Annotated in this window: 18 protein-coding genes; 13 read left to right on the top strand and 5 right to left on the bottom strand. The window is 29.9% G+C overall.

The annotated features are described in order from the left end of the window. The first annotated feature begins 2 nt into the window (after window positions 1-2). The 7 genes from M2325_RS07255 (at window position 3) to M2325_RS07225 (ending at window position 6,081) form a co-directional block, all read left to right on the top strand. Window positions 3-896 carry a nucleotide-binding protein gene (locus M2325_RS07255; protein WP_209590749.1) on the top strand — a complete coding sequence of 298 codons (894 nt, stop codon included), beginning with the start codon at window positions 3-5 and terminating at the stop codon, window positions 894-896. Next, window positions 893-1,786 (top strand): ATP-binding protein, encoded by an 894-nt coding sequence (locus tag M2325_RS07250; protein WP_259052400.1) that lies wholly within the window; start codon window positions 893-895, stop codon window positions 1,784-1,786. The genes M2325_RS07255 and M2325_RS07250 overlap by 4 nt, the downstream gene beginning before the upstream one ends. Before the next feature lie 235 nt (window positions 1,787-2,021). Continuing rightward, the gene (locus M2325_RS07245; protein WP_259052397.1) at window positions 2,022-2,357 is read left to right on the top strand and encodes a hypothetical protein; all 336 of its coding nucleotides are present in this window, start codon (window positions 2,022-2,024) and stop codon (window positions 2,355-2,357) included. Between the two features lie 143 nt (window positions 2,358-2,500). Continuing rightward, window positions 2,501-2,833 carry a NifB/NifX family molybdenum-iron cluster-binding protein gene (locus tag M2325_RS07240; RefSeq protein WP_209590752.1) on the top strand — a complete coding sequence of 111 codons (333 nt, stop codon included), beginning with the start codon at window positions 2,501-2,503 and terminating at the stop codon, window positions 2,831-2,833. A gap of 281 nt (window positions 2,834-3,114) precedes the next feature. Continuing rightward, entirely contained in the window at window positions 3,115-4,206 is a 1,092-nt protein-coding gene (locus M2325_RS07235) for a magnesium chelatase ATPase subunit I (RefSeq protein WP_209631496.1), read from the top strand. 71 nt (window positions 4,207-4,277) lie between these two features. After that, entirely contained in the window at window positions 4,278-5,243 is a 966-nt protein-coding gene (locus tag M2325_RS07230) for a VWA domain-containing protein (RefSeq protein ID WP_310572599.1), read from the top strand. A 70-nt stretch (window positions 5,244-5,313) separates the two neighbouring features. Next, a complete protein-coding gene (locus M2325_RS07225; RefSeq protein ID WP_259052395.1) occupies window positions 5,314-6,081 on the top strand; it encodes a sugar phosphate isomerase/epimerase family protein in 768 nt (255 codons plus the stop codon). A 212-nt stretch (window positions 6,082-6,293) separates the two neighbouring features. Here M2325_RS07225 and M2325_RS07220 read toward each other — a convergent pair whose 3' ends face one another. After that, on the bottom strand, window positions 6,294-7,664 hold the full coding sequence (locus M2325_RS07220) for an ABC transporter substrate-binding protein (RefSeq protein ID WP_310572598.1): 1,371 nt from the start codon (window positions 7,662-7,664) through the stop codon (window positions 6,294-6,296). A gap of 364 nt (window positions 7,665-8,028) precedes the next feature. Here M2325_RS07220 and M2325_RS07215 point away from each other — a divergent pair, with 364 nt between their 5' ends. Both M2325_RS07215 and M2325_RS07210 read left to right on the top strand, forming a co-directional pair. Further along, window positions 8,029-9,072 (top strand): FecCD family ABC transporter permease, encoded by a 1,044-nt coding sequence (locus tag M2325_RS07215; RefSeq protein WP_209590755.1) that lies wholly within the window; start codon window positions 8,029-8,031, stop codon window positions 9,070-9,072. A gap of 26 nt (window positions 9,073-9,098) precedes the next feature. Next, window positions 9,099-10,193: a FecCD family ABC transporter permease gene (locus M2325_RS07210; RefSeq protein WP_209590756.1), complete on the top strand. Its 1,095-nt coding sequence runs from the start codon at window positions 9,099-9,101 to the stop codon at window positions 10,191-10,193. Between the two features lie 85 nt (window positions 10,194-10,278). Here M2325_RS07210 and M2325_RS07205 read toward each other — a convergent pair whose 3' ends face one another. The 3 genes from M2325_RS07205 to M2325_RS07195 all read right to left on the bottom strand — a co-directional run bounded on the left by M2325_RS07205 (window position 10,279) and on the right by M2325_RS07195 (window position 14,150). Further along, window positions 10,279-11,094 carry an adenosylcobinamide amidohydrolase gene (locus M2325_RS07205; protein WP_209631494.1) on the bottom strand — a complete coding sequence of 272 codons (816 nt, stop codon included), beginning with the start codon at window positions 11,092-11,094 and terminating at the stop codon, window positions 10,279-10,281. Window positions 11,095-11,214: 120 nt separating this feature from the next. Then, window positions 11,215-12,420, bottom strand: coding sequence for a nitrogenase component 1 (locus tag M2325_RS07200; RefSeq protein WP_259052393.1), 1,206 nt, complete (start codon window positions 12,418-12,420; stop codon window positions 11,215-11,217). Window positions 12,421-12,527: 107 nt separating this feature from the next. After that, window positions 12,528-14,150 (bottom strand): nitrogenase component 1, encoded by a 1,623-nt coding sequence (locus M2325_RS07195; RefSeq protein WP_259052384.1) that lies wholly within the window; start codon window positions 14,148-14,150, stop codon window positions 12,528-12,530. Between the two features lie 365 nt (window positions 14,151-14,515). On the opposite strand from M2325_RS07195, the gene M2325_RS07190 reads away from it, so the two are divergent. The 4 genes from M2325_RS07190 to M2325_RS07175 all read left to right on the top strand — a co-directional run bounded on the left by M2325_RS07190 (window position 14,516) and on the right by M2325_RS07175 (window position 20,267). Continuing rightward, complete coding sequence (locus tag M2325_RS07190; protein ID WP_259052382.1) at window positions 14,516-18,637, top strand: cobaltochelatase subunit CobN; 4,122 nt, start codon at window positions 14,516-14,518, stop codon at window positions 18,635-18,637. A gap of 31 nt (window positions 18,638-18,668) precedes the next feature. Next, the gene (locus tag M2325_RS07185) at window positions 18,669-19,637 is read left to right on the top strand and encodes a radical SAM protein (protein ID WP_259052379.1); all 969 of its coding nucleotides are present in this window, start codon (window positions 18,669-18,671) and stop codon (window positions 19,635-19,637) included. Window positions 19,638-19,750: 113 nt separating this feature from the next. Next, on the top strand, window positions 19,751-19,891 hold the full coding sequence (locus tag M2325_RS07180) for a hypothetical protein (protein WP_209590762.1): 141 nt from the start codon (window positions 19,751-19,753) through the stop codon (window positions 19,889-19,891). A gap of 58 nt (window positions 19,892-19,949) precedes the next feature. After that, complete coding sequence (locus M2325_RS07175; protein ID WP_209590763.1) at window positions 19,950-20,267, top strand: YbjQ family protein; 318 nt, start codon at window positions 19,950-19,952, stop codon at window positions 20,265-20,267. A gap of 148 nt (window positions 20,268-20,415) precedes the next feature. On the opposite strand, the gene M2325_RS07170 is transcribed toward M2325_RS07175, so the two are convergent. Continuing rightward, window positions 20,416-21,474, bottom strand: a complete 1,059-nt coding sequence (locus M2325_RS07170; RefSeq protein WP_209590764.1) for a hypothetical protein — start codon at window positions 21,472-21,474, stop codon at window positions 20,416-20,418. Between the last annotated feature and the right edge of the window lie 324 nt (window positions 21,475-21,798).

The following is a 21,798-nucleotide window of genomic DNA, read 5'->3' as shown; positions in this document are numbered from 1 at the left end:
TCATGAAAATTTCAATACTAAGTGGAAAAGGAGGAACTGGCAAAACAACTATTTCCACTAATTTAAGCTATTACATGGCTTTAAAAAACTATAATGTGCAATATTGGGATTTTGATATCGAAGAGCCCAACGGTTTTATATTCCTAAATCCTGAGATTGAAAAAAACGAAACTGTAACCTCAAAAATGCCTGAAGTGGATGAAAATTTATGTACAAAATGTGGAGATTGTGCAAAATACTGCAATTTTAACGCTTTAGCAGTTACCAAAAACAAAGTAATGGTTTTTGAGAAATTATGTCATGATTGTGGACTTTGTTATGAAGTATGCCCTGTAAATGCAATTAGTGAAGTTTCGAGACCTATTGGCGAAATTAAAATGGGTTACTCGAAAAAAGCTAATCTAAAATCCACCAGTGGTTTTTTAAATATACAAGAGCCTACAGGAGTTCCAATAATTAAAAGGATGAAAAAAATCATGGATTTAAATAGTAATTCAAATTCAAATTCAAATGTTATAAATATATTAGATGCACCTCCAGGTAGCTCTTGCAACGTTTTAAACACAGTAAAAGATTCGGATTTTTCACTTTTAATCACTGAGCCTACAAAATTCGGATTACACGATTTAGATATAGCAGTAAGCGTTTTAGACTATTTAAAAATACCCTACGGCGTAATAATAAATAAATCTAACGAATACGATACTATAATCGAAGATTACTGCAAAACTAAAGATATTGAGATTATTGGGAAAATTCCTTTTTCAAAAGAAATTGCCAAAAATTATTCAAAAGGAAATCTTTTAGTAGAAATTACCAATCACAAAGAATCAAATTTATTTACTAAAAACATGGATATAATTTTCTCAAACCTCAAAAGGAGGTTAAATTTATGAAGAAAATAGTAGTTCTAAGTGGAAAAGGAGGAACTGGCAAAACAACAATTTCTTCATCTTTTGCAAGACTTATGGCTAACAAATATAACAAATTAAATATTGCAGATTGTGATGTAGAAGCTCCCAATCTTCATTTAATGTTTAAGAATGAATTAATTGAACAAAAAGAATATTACGGCTCAAAACTAGCTACCATAGATTACAATATTTGTACCAACTGTAAATTATGCTACGAAAAGTGTAGGTTTAATGCAATAACTATAAAAGATGATTTAGTTTTTATTAACGAGTTGGATTGTGAAGGTTGCGGATTTTGTGATTACATTTGCCCCGTAAATGCAATATCTTTAAATGACGAATTAACAGGACACATCAATGGCTCTAAAATTGAAAATGGATATTTATCATATGCTAATTTAAAAATAGGTGCAGATGGTGCAGGTAAAGTTGTAACGGAAGTTAGACAAATGGCAGAAAGTTACAATATAGATTCCAATTTCCCCTACCTACTAATCGATGGTTCGCCGGGAATCGGCTGTGTGGTTATTGCTTCATTAACGGGCTGTGATTATGCCATTGTTGTAACTGAACCTACGCAATCAGGTTTAAATGATTTAAAAAGGGTTTTGGAATTGATTAAATTTTTTGATATGCCTTGTTATGTAATTATTAATAAATATGACTTAAATGAAGAAAAAACAACTGAAATAGAGCAATATATTAAAATTATGGATTCTAAAACTGATATAGTAGTTATTGGAAAAATACCCTTTGATAAATTGGTAAGCGAATCAATACAAAATGAAACACCTATCGTAGCTTATAAAAAAAGCGATGCAGGGCTTGCGATAACCAAAGCGTGGAATGAGTTAATATCAAAAATCCACTAACTAATAATAAATAAAAATTTAAAGTAACTTAATTATTTTAAATTAATTAAGTGTAATTATTTTAAAATCCTTTAAATATTTTAAAATCTCTTAAATTTATTTTTTTTGAATTTTGAGATAATATGGTAAAACTTATATGTAATGAGAAATATATTATATTTCACACATATGTGTAAAATAAATATTAGATTTATTTACTAAATACATTATAAAATTGAGCAGCATTGGTGAAAATATGGACTTTAGATTGCATAGAAACTGCATATGTGACAAATTAGGCATTGAATCTTCAGAGAGAGGATTGGGTGTTAGAAGATTACTTGCGATGGGTATGACCATTGATGAAATTAAGGAAAAATTTGCTACTAAAACTACGGAAAATACTGAAAACGTAGAAAGCAACGAAATTATGGACGATAGCGAAATAATCGACGCAAGAGGATTTTACGGTCGAAATTTCAATAATGCAATGGGTAACCGCAGTTTTGGAAGAAGATGTGGAGCAGGTCAAGGTTTTAATAAACCGGGCAGGGGAGCTGGTATGGGTAGAGGTTTCGGAAGAAGATTTTAATTTTTTGAATTTCTCTACTTTAAAGTAATTATTTACTTAATAATTACTAATTATTAGTTATTACTTACTAATTACTATTTAATTATTCTTAATCATATTTAATTACTACATATTATTTATTTAAATTAAAAATCGGTGAAAAAATGAAATTAGCAATCCCTATTATAAACGAAAAAGTTTCAGAACACTTTGGAAAATCAGAATACTTTATGATATATGAAATTAACGAAAATAACGAAGTAGTAAACTCTAAAAAGTTAGAAAATGTCCCTTGTGGTGACGGTAGTCATTCAGGACACGGTAGTACTGTACAATCATTAATGGTAGAAAATCCTGACGCTATTTTATTTATAAACATGGGTCAAAGAAGTTTAACTGCTTTAGATGGAAAAACAAGTTTGTATAGAGCAAACGATTTGGATGTAGAAAACAGTTTAAAAGAATTTTTAAACGGTAATTTACAAAAAATCCAGTAATTAGTTACTAGTTATAATTATAACCTCCTATATTAGTTTTTTTATACATCATTTCCTATTTTCTAATTTTATTTTTATTTTTATTGCTTATTTTATTTTTTAACCCATCGTATTTTTGTATGTCATATTAAAGTAAATTTTATTTTTATTAAACTTATGTTAAATTTATATAATAGGTCATATAATTACTATTTAAAATAATTTACAATAATTACCGTATTTACGGTATTTACCCTAATTTTAATACTAAAAAGTTTACCAACAGCATGGAGGAGAATCAAATGGCAAAAAATTTCCATTTCCCATTCACTGCAATAGAAGGACAAGAAGAGATGAAAAAAGCGCTACTTTTAAATGCTATAAACCCCTCAATAGGTGGCGTTTTGATAAGAGGTGAAAAAGGAACTGCAAAATCAACAACCGTTAGGTCTTTAACTGATATATTACCTAAAATGGAAGTCATGGACGGTTGTATATTTAGTTGTGACCCAAATGGTAACATGTGCGATGAGTGTTTATCAAAAAATAAGCCTTATAAGACGACATTTAAGGAAATGAAAGTTGTTACGTTGCCCATAGGCAGTACTGAAGACAGAGTAATTGGTACAATTGATATAGAGAAAGCAATAAAAGAAGGTATCAAATCATTGGATAAAGGTATTTTGGCAGACGCAAACAGGAATATATTATATTTGGATGAAGTAAACCTTTTAGATGACCACATAGTAGATATATTACTTGACGCAGCAGCTATGGGTTGGAATACTATTGAAAGAGAGGGTATAAATATAAGACACCCGTCTAAATTTATATTAGTAGGTACTATGAACCCAGAAGAAGGGGAATTACGACCCCAGATATTGGATAGATTCGGATTAATGGTTAATGTTGATGGCTTAATGGACGTTAAAAAAAGAGTAAATGTGATTAAAAAGGTTGAAGAGTTTAATTTAAACCCCAAAATAATTTTAGAAGAATATTCAAAAGAACAAAACCTTTTAAGAGAGCAAATAGGTAATGCTAGGAAAATTTTACCAACCGTTAAAATTGAAAATGATTTGCTTGAATTTATCTCCCAGATATGTATTGAAATGAATATCCCTACAAATAGGGCGGATATTACAGTTGCAAGGACTGCAAAAACGATTGCAGCACTAAACCAGCGTGATTATGTTATAATAGATGATATAAAAGAGGCTTGCGAGCTTGCATTACCACACAGGATGAGAAGAAAACCATTTGACCCGCCTACATTAAATAATGAAAAATTAGAGCAATTTTTCGATGATTTTGAAAACGAAGATAATGAAGATAAAAATCAAGATGAAAACGAAAACAACGAAAATAATAGTGAAGAAGATTCAAAAAACTAGATGAGCCTGAAATTCAAGAAAACGAAGAAAACGAAGAAGAAAACGAAAATAATGATACCAATAATGATAATTTGGAAGAAAATAATAGTTTTGAAATTCCTCAAAATCAAAATATGGATGAAAATTCAGAAACTGAAGATGAAGAAAACGAAGATAATAACAATAATGAAAATTCCAATAATCAGAATACTTCAAATAATATTTTTGAGGAACAATTTGGAGCTTCAGGCAAAATTAATCCAAAAATACTGGATATAAAATTAAATGATAGAATAGAACGGTATTCTAGCGGTAAAAGAGTTAGTAGCTACAGTTCTAAAGGTAGCTATGTAAAATATAAATCTAATTCGAATAACGATATAGCTTTTGATGCTACAATAAAAGCTTCAGCACCATATCAAAAATTTAGACGAGAAAATAGTGCTAAAAATCTTTCACTGTACATCGAATCAGAAGATATGAAATATAAGGTTAAGAAAAAAAATATTTCGACACATATAATGTTTGGAGTCGATGCAAGTGGGTCAATGGGAGTTTTGAAACGTATGGAGGCTTCAAAAGGTGCTATTGTATCTTTATTGATGGATGCCTATCAAAATAGGGATAAAGTTTCTATGGTTGCATTTAGAAAAGATAAAGCCGAACTTGTAGTTCCATTTACCAGCTCGGTAGAACTTGCAGAGGCTAACCTTATTGGGTTAAAAACAGGCGGTAGAACCCCACTTTACGACGCTTTTACAAAAGCTTACGAAACTTTTGAAATAGAAATGCGTAAAAATCCAAATATGATACCCATTTTAGTAATGATTAGTGATTTTAAGCCTAATGTAAATATAAACAAAAATTATTTCTTGGAAATTTGTGAAATCGTTGAAAAATTACTTGAAAGAAGTATTAATTTAATATTTATCGATACCGAGAAAAAATCTTTTGTAAAAATTGGTATTGGGGAGAAAATTGCTAAAAAATACGGGATAGAGTACTATAATATCGAAAATTTAACAGATAATGATATTTTAGACACTTTAGTACGTTAAATTCATTAAATAATTCATAATAATAATAATAATAATAATAATAATTGAGTAATTTTAAGGGGGGGCAATTATGATAGGCGTATCTTCAAGTTTATTTCACGAGACCAAGTATACACTAGATGAAGCTTTGGAATTTCTTGAAAAAAGGGTTAATTACGTAGAATTAGTTAGCGATAGCGATATAGGGGTTTTTAAAAACCCTGAACTTCCTCTATCTTATAATTTAGAATATACAATCCATTGTCCGCTCGAAGATATGAATTTAGCTTCCAAATATGAGAAATTAAGGAAAGTTAACGTTGATATAATTGAGCATCTCATAAAAGTAGCAGACAAGACAAATGCAAGAGTTATTGTTTTGCATCCTGGTTATAACGTTTTTGACAGTATGCGACCCAGAGCGGTTGAATCATTCTTAAAAACTATTGAAGATATGAATAAGTTGCAAAGCGAACATTCCGTACAACTTACAATTGAAAATATGCCAAACTATGAAATGATGCTTTTTAAGACACCTGATTCAGATGTTATCGATAGTTTTGGAGATGTTGGCATAACTTTTGATATAGGGCACTCTTATTTGAATGATAACATAGACGAATTCTTACATAGTGACGAGAAAATATTTAATCGTATAAAACACGTTCATATTCACGACAATAACGGGGATTTTGATGAACATTTAAATATAGGGGATGGCAAAATACCTTTTGAAAATTATAAAAAAGCTTTAAAGAAATTAAATTGTATAAAAATGATTGAAGTTCAAAGTAGACGACTAAATAACATTGAAGAAATTGATAAAAGTATTTTTGAATTAAAAAAGTTACTTGAATAATACATTATCTTTTTTTATTATCTTTTTATTATCTTTTTATTATCTTTTTATTGATATTATCATCGATGACGTTGTTAGTTTAATATTGTTTTAAAAATTTAAAAAGAAAAAGAGAAAAATATTTTATTATATTTTTATTATATTTTTATATTAATTACCCATATTAATATAATATATGAATTATTCATCTATTTTATTCAATTTAAAGTCACTTATGCCGTGTAAGGTGTTGCAGTACCTGCTTCAGGGTCAAAGTGTAATAAGTATTTAGTTGTTTTACCAGGATAAAGCTCTGGATGTGTAATTATTGCCATATCTTCAAGAACTTTTGAAGTTTTTTCTAAACCAGTTTGATAGAAGTCATCTGAGAAACAGAATATCTTACCGTTTTGATATGATTTGTATTCTGCATATCCTGTATATTGTGTTTTAAAGTCACCTATATAACCAAGTGATGACGAAATCACCCAAATATCCGCATTTTTATTTCTATCAAAGAATGTTTCGTATTCGATACTTGCACTACCAGTGCCAGTTTGGTCTAAGAATGTATATTGTGTGTTACAGTCTTGTACAAGACCTTTTACGATATAACTTTGTGATTTAGGAACGTATGTACCCCAGGATGATGAGCTACCCCAAGCTACTAAAGGTGTAGTATCTGCGGTTTGTGTAATTCTTTTAACGTTCAATGCTTTTTTCTCTTCCTCGTTAAAGTATTTTGAAGCTAAATTTTCTTTATCGTAGAATGCCGCGAACATTTTTACCCATTCGCATCTACCCAAGAATGTTTGTTCAAGGTATTCTGCGTCTGAAACAGGTAAAACACCCGCTTTATCACAAGCTGTTGAAAATGCGTTATTACTCCAAGGGTCAGGATATACAAATGATAATTGTGAGTCACTTAAGGCAACTATCTTATCTTCTGTAGGTGCACCTGAAGAACCCAAATCTACTATAGTACCACTAGTAAGCCCGGATTCAATTTCTGGGTAGTACCAAGTGTACCCTCCACCGTAGCTTATACCCTTGATTGAGTTGAAAACGCTTCCATCGTTATTTAAAGGATTCATTAAAGCTATCTGTGTTGAACTCATTACTAATACCTTGGTTAATGGTATGTCAACGCTTATATCGTATTTTGAGCCCCAGTTGTCACCCGTAGGGTCAACTTGGTCAGTATGCTTTAATAATATCTTTTTACCGGTTGAATCGGTTAATATTTTGTATTCGTAGCTTTCTCCATTGTATGGATTTACTTCGTAGCCACTAGCATCGTAATATTTTAAATTCATGTTTAATGAATGAGTTATTGAATTACTCATATCGTCATAATAGTTAAACAAATAAACAACGTCTGAAACAGATATTTTATTATCTGCGTTAACATCCGCATCTTCTATGTCTAAGTTTCTGTTATTAAACAAATAAACAACGTCTGAAACAGATATTTTACCATCTTGGTTAACGTCTCCGAGCCTGTAATCGTAATTGCCACTAGCAAAAGTAGAAGGAATTACCATAAGCACGAATAACATTAAAAGCCCAATTTTAGCTTTTAAATTTATATTCAAACTAATCACCTTTTAATTTAATCCAATAATATCAGCTTTTAATTTTTATTTTCATTATTTTGGCGTATTGTTTAGTTCAATAGGTATTTATACGAGTATACCAATTATCGTATTATACTATTATAGTTATTTTTAATATATTTAAACAAAACTTTATTTATTTTTTAAATATATAAATTTATGTTTTTAGAATTAAAATATAGTCGAGTTTCAAAAGTAATAAATATCAACAACTATAATTATTATTAAATTAAACTTTAATAGTTTAAACTTTATTGTAATAACTAGTAGCGCAGTATTGTACAAATTAATACAAATTAATACAAATTTAATGTTTATAATACCTACAATGGAGATATATTTCGGTGAAAAATTGAAAAAATTTACAAAATTATGTATTTTACTTAGTTTCATATTGTTTTTTGTTGTTTTGTTAAGTCTTATGCTTGGTACACTACCCATCTCTATTTCAGACATCTTGAACTACCTTTTAAATGGCACTACTGGAACTAGGACTATTGATTTATTACTTGTCAAAATGAGAGCTACTAGGACAGCAGGTGCTTTATTAGCAGGTATGGGCATTTCATTAGCTGGAATACTAATGCAGAGTTATTTTAGAAACCCGTTAGCAGACCCTTATCTAATGGGAGCTTCTAGTGGTGCAACATTAGGTGTTGTGATGTATGGAATTTTAACGTTGTCTTTAACCTCTACATTGGGCACATCTTCTTTTAGTATGGTTTTATTCGCCTATCTGGGCACACTAGTGGTAATGTCATTAGTTACAGCCATTGCTAAAATAACAAGGCAAGTTTCAACCCTTTTAATATCTGGAATAATGGTAAGTGCTTTAGCGTCTGGATTTACGACTATTTTAATATATACGGGTGATATCTTAGGCGGAGATGGTGAAAAACTACACGGAATTATTAGTTGGGGCATGGGAGCCGTTAATAACCTATATTGGCACCAAATAGGTGTTATGGCACTTTTAATAATACCTTTTATGATATTTTCAATATTGGCACTCTCCAAAGATATGGACGCAAATGTTTTGGGCGATAATTACGCAACTAGTATTGGAATAAATCTTAAAACATTTAAAAGAAAGTTATTATTAATATCATCCATATTAACCGCTACAGTAGTAGCTTTTACGGGACCTATTGCATTTATAGGTATGTTTTGTCCAATAATAGCTAGAATGATTAATAAATCAGCGAAGCATAACGAATTAATTCCTTTATCCATCCTGTTGGGTCCAATATTTTTAATAATTGCTGATATTTTAACACGCCCGGGTGTTTTTTTATCGGCAAATGCAAATGCTTTGCCACTACTGTGCCCATTATCGATTATGGGCGCCCCTATTGCAATATATATGTATACAAAATCTAAAAATTTCACAATGTAGGACTGCAATATAAATTGGTGACAAAAATGGATGAAGAAAATAATTTAAAAAAATTATATGGGAAAAAATCTTATAAATATCTGGTATTGTTATTTTTAGTAATAATCTGTATCGTATTGTTTATAATATCTATTTATTACGGGGGAAATGCGGAATCCGTATCTGTGGGCGATATTACTCAGGCAATAATCCATCAAACGACCGGTGAGGTCTACAAAGATGTAATTGTAAAAGAAATAAGGTTTCCCAAAGTATTTGGTGCCATATTGGTAGGTATGGCATTAGCAGGTAGTGGGTTAATGTTGCAAGTATTGTTTAGAAACTTACTAGCTTCCCCATATACCACTGGAATATCAAGCGGAGTTTTGCTAATGGTTTCATTGGTACTTTTCGTAAATTCATTTTCGGAATTTTTTAAGGCTTTTGTAGGCTACGAAACACTAATAGCGGGTTGGATTGGCGGTTTACTTTCTACCCTAATTTTAATAGCAATAGCCCATAAGTCGAGTGAATCAAATAGTATAATTGTAATATCGTTACTTGCAAGTTACATGTTTTCCGGTTTAACTTCTTATTTAATCAGCAACGCTCCTGTAGACTCTGTTAAACAATATTATGGGTTTTCAATGGGTGAAGTATCCAAATTAACATTAGATAGTTTATATCCGATGACTTTTGCAATAATAGTGTTTATAATATTGGCAATCTATCTTGTAAAGCCACTTAATGCGTTATTATTTGGTGAAAACTACGCAAAAAGCTTTGGAGCAAATATCAAGCAAATTAGGGTTAAAATTTTATTAACTACTTCGTTTGTAGTTGGGCTAATAATTCCTTTAGTTGGGCTAATGGCTTTTGTGGGCATTTCTGGACCTTATTTAGCAAGACCAATTATAAAAACATCGGATAATCGGTATTTATTACCTGCTAGTATGTTGGTTGGTGCAATTTTGATGTTAGTGTGCTACTTGATATCTTTAAAGTATTATGTACCTATAGCAATGCTTACAAATACCAATTCTTTGACTATATTACCAATAGGTGCCGTATTGGATATTATAGGGGGTATTGTAGTATTATACCTGATTATTAAAGGGGAGAAAAAAATAATAATTCAATAAATATATAATAAAAATAATAAAAATAAAATATAAAATAAAATATATAATAAAAATAAAATATAAAAAAAGAAGAATTATAATTTAATTATTCTTCAAAATCATAATTTAATTCATCTTGAAGTATCATAGCTTCCCTTACACTTCTTTTTACACATTTTGCTATCATTTCACCGATTTTGGTATGCCCTCCAGTATATCCAACTTTTGGACCATTTCCACCAACTACAATTACGCTATCGGTACCTGTACCGGTTGATTGTAATTCAGGGTGTTTTGTACTAGGCACACCTAAATCTAAGAATACATTAGTTTTAGCTTCCGTAATTGAAATAATAGCTTTTGCCATAGCTCCTTCGGTCAAATCTGCGTTTGTAATCACGATTATATTTACAGTACCAACTTTTTCTTTTTTAGTAATGGTACCGTCTTCACTTATACAATATGTTTCAAAATCTTTTTCGATATAATCTGCTTTTTCGTCCCCTAATCTTATAGCATTACCTAAAGCTCCAGCCGTAGATAGGGCAACGACATAGAATTCATCAAATTCTTCATAATGTATGGATAAATTATCCATATTTGCTCCCGTTGCTAAAAGTGCTATCTCTTCTTTAGATATTTCAATTTTTTCAAATATTTGTTTCCTATAATCTTTGTAAGAATGCACTTTATCCCAGAATGGTACCGGGATTGAGTTATTACCTACGTAATCCACAGTAACCATTCCATCGGTCGTTGAAAGAACTTTTCTAGGGTTTGCAAATTCTACAACCAATGTTTTCGTTATTTCACTTTCGTCTTTAATTTCAACAGTGTGTTTAAACCTTTTAGCCACCCAATCGTCTTTTTTAAATAATTCTTCGATTTTTACGCTGTCATCAGTTATGTTTTGATAATGCATGATTACACCTTTAAATGTCATACTGTTTATTTATAATATTATATTTAAATTTTAAATGGATTTAAGTAGTAAAGGGATTATATTTAACTTTAAATTTTTAAAATTTTAGTTAAATTTTAGTTAAATATTATATTTAAATTTACCACATCTACTTAAAGCAGAGTTTAAAATATCTTCTACGAGACATAATGCTCCGTTTATACCTGCGTAAGGTATATTGTCTGATAGTGATACATTGTCGAATACGGGGTACGTATATCTTATAAGGGGTATGTCTAAGTCGTTAGAGAGCCCTTTTTCAAAGCTACTACCGAAAATCATTGTAGTATAAGAGGATAAAACGTCTGTTTTATAATCTTCACCAAAATGGGCTACTACTTCAATATCCATACCCAATTCTTGACTTAAAAATTCTGCCATTGATTCAGCTTTAAAATCACCTATGATTGATACAGGCACTGAATAAAGACCATTCATATATACTGAAGCCCTTTTGTACGGTTCGTAATCTACAAGACTATTGTATTTTAATTCAAAAGCTTCTTCATCTTTATATATGTTATTTTCCAATTTAGAAATTATTGATTTTACAAATTTTTTAGTCCCCTCAATCCCATACGGATAATTTACCGAAACATAATCTATATTGTGTTCTTTTTGCATAATTTTGGCAAATTCAAAGCCTTGACCCATAACGACGTTTAAATCTGCATTAGGGGTATTTAAAAATTCTGAATAGGTGCAATTTGAAATTACACAATTGATATCGATGTTAAATTCTTTTAAAATTCGTTTAATTTCTTTTAAATCAGCTTCAATTTTGTAATCATCGATAGAAACACCAATTAAATTTATAGAATTGATATTCGTATCTTTTTCAACATTGGTTTTTTTATCAAAATTCTTCGAAATTAAGGAATATAACCTTAAAAGTCCGTCTTCATACCCTTTTTCAGCATCACCTTTAAAAGCTTCCGCATTTATTATGACATAATCTTTTTCAATCTCTACATCGTCTACAATTCCCGATACATCATCTCCGATTATAGAAGGAATATCTCCTACTAGTAATACCAATAAGGGGTTTTTAACTGTATCATAATTGGTATCCATTGAAATTAAGGTCTCTTTTAAAGTATTTTCCCCGCCAAAAACGATTTCTTGTTCGTGCATTATGCTAGAGGACATTCTCAAATCATTTAGATTCTGGGAAGTTCCATATATCATAGTGCCCCAATTACAGCCTACAGGGGCGTGATTTAATATTATAGCATTTTTAATACCATAACACGCCCTAAAAGTTCCAAAATATTTACCTGCGTCCATACTATCACATATTATCAAGTTATTATAAATTTAGAAACTATTTTAAAATAATTCAATATTATTTTAAAATAATAAATAATTTAACATTAAACTATTACTTTGTAAATTTACTCTGATTTTATTGCCCAAATTTCCCTCCATATCTTCATAGAATTACGGGGCACTTCTTCATCTAAAAGTGGATAATGAACTTTATCATAATCAAAATTGGAAATTATCAATTTTGAATTGTCAACTTGGTATTTAGAGTTTTGTTTAATTTTAATTTTACGAACCATATATTTTGAAAACTCCGTTAATAAATCAAAACTTGAACGATAAAGGAATGACGAAACAAGGTGTAAGTTAATTATTGGTATATTTTCAATATAGGGTAAATGTCTATCTCCCAATATATAATCCACATTTTCAGCAACGTCGTTCAATTCTTCTATTTCTGGATTTAATACGATTTTTATATCGTAATTCCATTCATCAAACAATTTTTGAATACTTTCAACAGTTTCGTCAATTGTTTCATCAGATATATTTAAATTTTTAAGTGATTTAGTGTCTAATAATACGTATTTAATCGGTAAACCATAATCTTCTAAGTATATCTTTAAAATATAGGGGGTTGTAAAGAATCCGGAAGTATATACTGCATATTTATATTTACCTAAGAATTCAGAGTAATCTTTTAATTTATCAACTGCTTTTTCTTTTTCTTCTTTAACAATTTGTTTTGCGTTGATTAACTCTTCTTCTTCCAAACCTATTTCTTCAAAAATTTCGTTAAAAAATTGCTCCGTCCCTTCAATTCCATAGTGGTAGAACCATTTTTTAACGTATTTTATTCCAAATTCCTGTTTCATACGTTCTGCCCATCGTATATTACCCATAACGACGTTTAAATCTGCACTACTTGCATTTTTACAATGTTCTAGGTTTGCAGGTATTAAATTTACATCAATTGACGCTCTTTTCAAAATTTTAGAAATATTTTCAACTTCTAATTTATTTACAAAGCCTTGTAAACCTATAGATTCTATATTAACAACTTTAGAGCTATCAAATTTATCGTTATTTTTATCGTTATTATACTCTTTTAACGTATAAAGCTGTTTAAAAAATGAATATAGCGCTTCTTGTTTTCCACAGCCTCTTATTTCATAATTTGGCACATCTTTTGGATTTTTCCATGCTTTTGTATAATCTTTCATAACTCGTTCGAAGGCGTTCTTTGCACGGTGCGAAAAGCCTTCAGAAGATACATACACTAATTTACAATCTTTTAATATATCTTCATCGTTTAATGTCGCAATAACTCCTGTTATGTCATCCATTATTAAACCTGGTATACAAGATGGTAAAACAGTTATTATTTTTGGATGGTATTTTTCATAAACTTCGATTATTTTGGCTCTTAATTTTTCTTCCCCGCCATAAATTACATCTTTTTCAGTCATATTTGTACATTCGACGTCGTAAGCTGGGTCATACATTGTTCTAGGCGACAAACGCTGATTAAAAGCACAATGTGAGCATCCGTGAACTATTACCTTCGAATTTTCAAGTTCTACGGCAGTATTCAAGGCACCCGAAAGTTTGCAGTTTATCCCATATTTGTGATATTGCCAGTTTGAATGCTGCCTAATACCATTAAAAAGATGGTCTCTAAGTGTATAGCTTAAAATATCTTTTTTGATTCTATTTTTTGTAGTTTCGTCGTTTAAATTATCTTTTTTCATAATATACCCTATAGTAAATTAATTAATTTAACAATGGATTTATAATAATTTTATTTTTTATCTACAATTGTTTGAGTTATGTTTGAGTTATTAAATTTTATTTTATATATTTGAAAGTTTAGTTTATTAATTGACACTTTGTAGATTATCCCCTATAATATATAATATTTTACATTCGAGTTATAATTTTAAAAAACTATATATTGTATTAAAACATTAAATCTGTTAAAATTATTAAAGATATTTTTAATAGTATTTAAGATATATTTATAACCCATAAATGTATTATTTAAAGTATATTCGTATACTCCATAAAATCTTATAAAATCTTATAAAAATAGTATAAAAATTGCTTTGGTGAATTTATGATAAAAATAGGCTTTGTATCAACTACAGACAGCGATGACGCTATTTTTGTAGAAGCTTTAAATCAAATTAAAAATGATTTGATAAATAAATGTAATTCTGACGAAAATAATGAAAATAATAAAAATAATAGTAATAATAAAAATAATGTCAATTTAAGTGATTATTTGGGATTTAAAATTTACCCTTATAAAAGTGATGAAGAAAAATACCTTGAATTTAAGGAATTTTCGAAGAATGCTAACATTGTATTTACTAAATTAATGGGCGGTAAAGATTCATTTCCACAATTTGAAGATTTTAAAGAGCATTTAAAAAATTATAATGTACCATTTTTACCATTACCTACCATAGGGGAGTCACATCCTGAACTTGATGAAGCAGTAACTGTTCCAAATGATGTAAAACTTGAAGTAACCAAATATTTAGGGTTAGATGGAATAGAAAACTATAAAAATTTAATAATCTATCTTTCGCAAAACTTTGGAAAAGTTTCAAGTGCACAATCAAAACAACAGACTAACCAATCGACTAATCGACTAAAAAATCCAATTTTAACCTTGGATTTTGAAAAACCTAAAGCTGTACCTTGGCAAGGTATAACCTGGGATAATAAGTATTTTGAAGAAACAGAGGATTATTTAAAATATTTAAAAGAAAAATACAATTATTCTGAAGAAGAAATACGAAGTAAACCTAAAATAGGCGTAATTTTTTACAGAAACTTTTATATCTCAAATAATAGACAACATATTGAATTTATATGTAATAATTTATTTGAAAAGGGCGCTATTCCTATCCCCGTTTTCTATGCTAGCTTAGAAAATGATTTAGGCTGTATTGGCATAAGAAAAACCTTTGAAAAGTATTTCTACGCCAATAAAGTTGAGAAATTTGGGGAAACCATAATTGATGCCCTATTAAACACCAGTATGTTTACGCTTTCAATGGGGACAAGAACTGATTTAATTGAAGGAGAAGCCGAATTTTTAACCAATTTAAATGTACCGATAATACAAGCAAATGTACTATTAAATGATTTTAAACAATGGCACGAGTCAATAGCGGGAATGAGCCCTATGGATTTAGTTATCGGGGTTGCAATGCCAGAATTTGATGGTTGTATCATACATTTCCCGATTTCTAGTTCTGAAAGGCTTGGATATAACGAATTAAATACCGAAATAAAAAAATATATTCCTATAAAAGATAGGGCGGAAAAATTAGTCGATATGACCCTTAATTATTCAGTTCTCAATAAAAAACCAAGTTCTGATAAAAAAATTGCAATAGTATTCCATAACTATCCACCAAGAAATGACAAAATAGCATGCGCTCACGGTTTAGATAGTCCGGAAAGTGTTTTAAATATTTTAAAAACTATGAAAAACGCGGGTTATGAAGTTAATACTGAATACGAAAACGGAACCGAACTTATAAAACAAATGTTAAATTTTGCGACTAATGATTTAAGATATATGACTGAAGACAAGATTAAAAACGCAGTTGGAAAAATTAATCGGGAAGATTATAAGGAATGGTACGACACTTTATCCGATAAAGTCAAAAAAGAACTTGTTCGGGATTGGGGTGACATACCCGGAGAGGTTATGAATTTTGATGGTAATTTAATCATTCCCGGAATTTTGGAAGGCAATGTATTTATTTCAGTACAGCCTCAAAGAGGTTACAGCGATAATAAGGAAGCATTATACCATTCAGTGGATATAGTACCGCCTCATCATTATTTAGCGTATTATAAATGGATTAAAAACGTATTTAAGGCCGATGCAGTCATGCACATTGGTAAACACGGTACTCTCGAATGGCTACCAGGCAAGGGTTTGGGACTTTCTGAAGACTGTTATCCGGATGTATGCTCTGAACTACCGAATATATACCCATATATTGTAAATAACCCTGGAGAAGGAACTCAGGCTAAAAGAAGGGGTTACGCTACTATAATTACGCATTTAATACCGCCTATGACTATTTCCGAAATTTATGACGATTTAATGACTCTTGAAAGAAGTATTGACGAATATTATGAATTAGATGGTACGGAAAATAAAAATAAAATAAATGACGTAGCCGACGTGGATATCAATAATAAAGGCGATATTATTGATATGGATAAAATAATGACCGATAAAAAGAAATTCTTAAAACAAGAAATCATTGAAAAGATAAGGGAGTTAAAACTTGACGAAGATTTAATGGACTCTAAAAGTTTTGAGGATATTGGAACGACAGGTAGAAAAAATAGCGAAAGAACTACAAATACGGAAGAAGAATCAAATTCAACCGATGAATGCTATATAAATTATTTAAATAGTATGTGTAAAGAAGAATTTGATGATTTTTTAACAAAAATACATAATTATTTGGAAGATTTAAAAACAAGGCAAATTAACGACGGTTTACATATTATGGGTGTTCCATTATATGATAACAAATTAAATAATATGTTATTTATGATAACTCGTTGGCAATATCAGTATTTAGAAATTCTTTCAGGTTGCATGGGTTACAATTGGAATGAATTAAACGAAGATAAAGGTAAAAATCACTTTATAATTGATAAAGTCTATGAAATTGGAAGTAATTTATTATTTGAATATGAAAAATTAGATTTCGATAAAAATAAGATAAATGAATTATATGATTTCTGTAAAAATCCAGAAAATGCGAATAATTTGGAAAATATGGAAAATATAGAAATTATGGGCAAAGAAGACGTACTGTACAATATTTCACTTACAAAAGATTTAAAAGAAGTATTGGCAACGATATCTGATATACACGAGAATCTTATGAAAGTAGATGATGAGTTAATAAACACTGTGAGAGGAATTGCAGGTGAATATATACCCCCAAGAATTGCAGGAGCCCCCACAAGAGATACAAGGTGTATACCTACCGGAAGAAACTTTTATTCTTGCAATCCTGAAGAAATACCCACTACTTCGGCAAATGATTTGGGAATTAAGCTTGCAAATCAATTAATTGATAAATACGTTGCAGAAGAAGGAGATTACCCGGAATACTTAGGGGTAGTGGTTTGGAGTTCACCAACTATGAGAACCAAAGGAGATGATATCGCAGAGATATTGCATCTTTTGGGTGTTAAACCAGTTTGGAAGAATAAAAAAGTAATAGGTACTGAAGTTATACCATTAGAAGAGCTTAAAAGACCAAGAATTGACGTAACACTAAGAATAAGTGGTTTGTTAAGGGATACATTCCCTCAAATTATTTATTTAATTGACGACGCAATTAGAGTTGTTGCAAAACTTGACGAACCAGATGAAATGAACTTTATCAAAAAGCACTACAAGGAAGAAATGACCGAAAAAATAAATAGCGGAATGTCTGAAGTTGAAGCTGAAAAAACAAGCCTATACAGGATTTTTGGAGATAGGGCGGGCACTTATGGTGCAGGAATTGCTGAATTAATAACCGAACAAAACTGGGAAACCGTCGAAGATATGGGCAAAGTTTACGTTGAATGGGGCTGCAATGCTTATGGAAGAGATTTCTACGGCGTAGTTGCTAAAGACGAGTTTATACGACAACTTTCAAGAATACAGGCTACCGTGAAAAATGAAGATAATCAAGAAGGCGATATTCTTGAAGGTGACGACTTTAACAGTTATCACGGTGGTTTAATTGCAGCAGTTACGCATTATTCTGGTAAACAGCCTAAAAGCTACATTGGTGACTCTTCAAATCCGAATAAATTAGAAACTAAGCACTTAAAAGAAGAATGCAAGCAGATATTTAGAACAAAAATTATGAATCCAAAATGGATTAAAGGAATGAAAAGACATGGCTATAAAGGAGCCGGAGATATGTCCAAAATGATAGATAATACATTTGCATGGGACGCTACGTCTAATATTGCGGATGATTGGATGTATGAAACTATTGCTAAAACTTATGTATTTGATAAAGAAATGCAGGAGTTTTTCGAAGAGAACAACCCCTATGCTGAGTTAAATATCATTGAACGTTTATTTGAGGCAGATGCACGAAATATGTGGAATGCTTCTGAAGAAACCCTTGAAAAATTGAGACAAAGATATCTAGAAATCGATGGAGATTTAGAAGAGAATATGTAATTTTATAATCGTATAATATTGAAGGAAAATTATGAAGTATTTAATCTTAAAAGTAACCAAAAATTGTAATTTACGCTGTAAATATTGTTACGCGAATTTATCAAATGAAGATTCTGAAAGTTTTGAAATTGATAATTTGGATAACACGGATAATATGAATTTTGAAACTGCCAAAAAAGCAATAGATTATTTATTGACTATCGATAAAGATTTAAAAATACAATTTACGGGGGGAGAGCCTCTTTTAAATTTTGAACTCCTTAAAAAAGTTGTTAATTACTGTAATTCTGAGTATAATTCAACCAATAAAAATTGTAAGTACAACATAAACTTTGCAATTCAAACTAACGGTACCATTATCAATTCTGAAATAATAAAGTTCATAAAAACCAATAAAATCGGTTTAGGTATTAGTTTAGATGATTTAAATAATGAATTTAGGATATATGCAAATAATAAACCTTGCAAAATTGATATTTTAAAAAATATGGCAATATTCAAAGCTAATAATGTACATTTCGGGGTTACTTCTGTAATTACATCAAATAATTTAGATGAAGCAATAATTGAAGAATTAATAATTTATTTAATAAGTATGGGAGTCCATAGTATAAGTTTTGATTTTTTGAAACTAAAGAATAAGGATAAATTTAAAGACAATGACGTTTTTGAACCTGATTATAATGATTTTATTAAATTAATTGATAAATTAGGTTCTAAAAATTATCCAATTTCCATAAAAAATCTAAATAGGAAAAAGAAAGCGAAACTGAATAATTCAGCTAATAGTTTTGAAAATTACTGTTATTTAAATTCCGGTGATTTATTGTATATAAATGAATGCGGGGATATTTATTCTTGCCCTACTCTTGAAGGAATTAAAAATATGTATATTGGAAATATAAATAACATAAAAGATTTGAATTCTAAGAATTTTAAACTCCCTAAATTTAAATCAAAAGGTTGTTTTGCAAGAAATTACCTTAAAAATAACGATTAATCAATATTTTATAATATGTGTATCTATTCGTATATATTCGAATAATATACGTAGATATTTATATGTTTTAAAACATAAATGATACTAGGCATGTAAAAAGAAATAGTGATAATATGACCGGTGATGAGTTTACAAATATAATCATAGGCTTCTACATATTTGCAATTTTTATTGCGATTATATTATTGGGAAAAGTCATTTGGGATAGATATAAGAATAAAGATGATTCCAAATACGATAAAATTAGAAAATAATGGAATAATAATATAAAAAATATTATTTAAAATTTTAAAAGTACTATTCAGGTGAATTATGTTAGTAACAACTCAAAATAAATTTGTAGACCATAAAATTGAAGAAACATTGGGAATCGCAAAAGGGAATACTGCAAGAGCCAAAAATATCGGCAAAGATATAATGGCAGGATTTAGAAATATAGTTGGTGGGGAAATACCAGAATATACAGAAATGATAGCAGGTTCCCGTGAACAAGCGATGGATAGAATGATAGAAGATGCTCAAAGAATGGGTGCAGATGCTGTTGTTTGCGTAAGGTTTGAAACCTCACAAGTTATGCAAGGAGTTTCAGAACTCTTATGTTATGGAACTGCAGTAAAATTGAAAAAATAGAAAAAAGATTTATTTATTTTTTTTAGTTATTTTTTATATATTTTATTTTTTTATATATTTTATTGTTTATATCATACTATATTATACTATATTATACCTTATTTAATTTATACTATTTTTTTAGTTATTTTTTATTTTTTAGTTTAATTTAAGGTCCTAATGGTTCAATAGAGTAGTTAAAGAACATTGCCCAGTTTCTACCGTAGAATTGTTGACCTTCTCCCCATCCGGTTTCGCAATGGTGTGGGTCTCCGTAGATTGGTACACATTCGTAATTTGCTCTTACTGCGTCAATATCGTAATCAAATAAGTAACTTCCACTACTTCCGGTAGATTGGTCGATTACTTTTACTTTTTCAGCACATTGACCGTAAGGCAAGTTTAATTCTACGCTATTTCTAAATGTACGGCTACCTATTGCGTCGCCTTCATTATTTACGAAACTTGTTGAATTATGCCATTCTCCGTCATAGTATAATTCTAATCTAACTCTTTCTTCCCAACTTGGGTTGTGACCATTTGTGATTTCGTAAAATTCTAAATCAGGCCCTGGACCGTCACAAACTGAGTTATTAAATATTATTACAATAGAGCCCCCACGCCCTAAACTAGTAAATTTATCTAATCCGCCATCAGAATCTCTTTCTCCTAAGCAGAAATCAGGATTATATCTACTTACTGGGTTACTTCCTTTTTCACCTGGTTTGTAGTCTTCGTAATCAACTGCCCATGAATCGTAAACTGTTACACATTCATAGTCAAGTGCACATTCGCAAACTACAGCGTGAACTGCAACCGTTACAGGCACACTACTGTTGTAGTCAGGAATTTCGGAAATAGGTATCTGATAATAATGAATTTTAACTCCTTCCTGATAGTTATGGTATTCGAATTGTCCAGGTATTGGATTTCCGGTGAATGTTATGTATGGATACCAACCATCATCGGGAACGTCTTTCTGTTTCTCATACATATCACTTGGTAAGGTAGGTTCTACTCCCACTATCTGAACATGACTTTCATTTAGACACCAACCCGGGCTAGTGGCTATTGTAACATATACCCAAGTATTATCATTTGATACTGTGACAGTACCTGCATCATACATTCCATTACCTGCAAACAACTCATAATCCGTGGCCGTAGCAAGTGGTATCAATGAAAAAATCATTGCAAAAATCACAACATTTATTAGACATTTTTTCATAAATTACCCCCTCGTTTAATTTATGATTTTAAAATTATTCATAATTGAATATTTGGATAATTACCTGTACGTCTACATAATATCGTTTTTTGAAAATAGTTAAATTGATTGATAGATATATTTATGTGATAGATACTATTCTAATTAATGTTATTTTTTTTAAGGTATATATAATTAAAGTATTTTTAAATAATTGTAGGTTAATCGACACAATAGTATTTATTTAATACTAAATTGGTAATGTTATATGCTTACATTAGCTTTAAAAAGTAATATATATTGATTAATTTACAATACATTAATAATTTGTCCATTTTTTTTAAT

The sequence above is a fragment of the Methanococcus voltae PS genome, assembly GCF_024807035.1.
GTDB classification, from domain to species: Archaea; AGJL01; Methanococci; order Methanococcales; family Methanococcaceae; genus Methanococcus; species Methanococcus voltae.
Note: the sequence above shows the minus strand (reverse complement) of the source record. Positions and strands in the feature narration are given on the sequence as shown.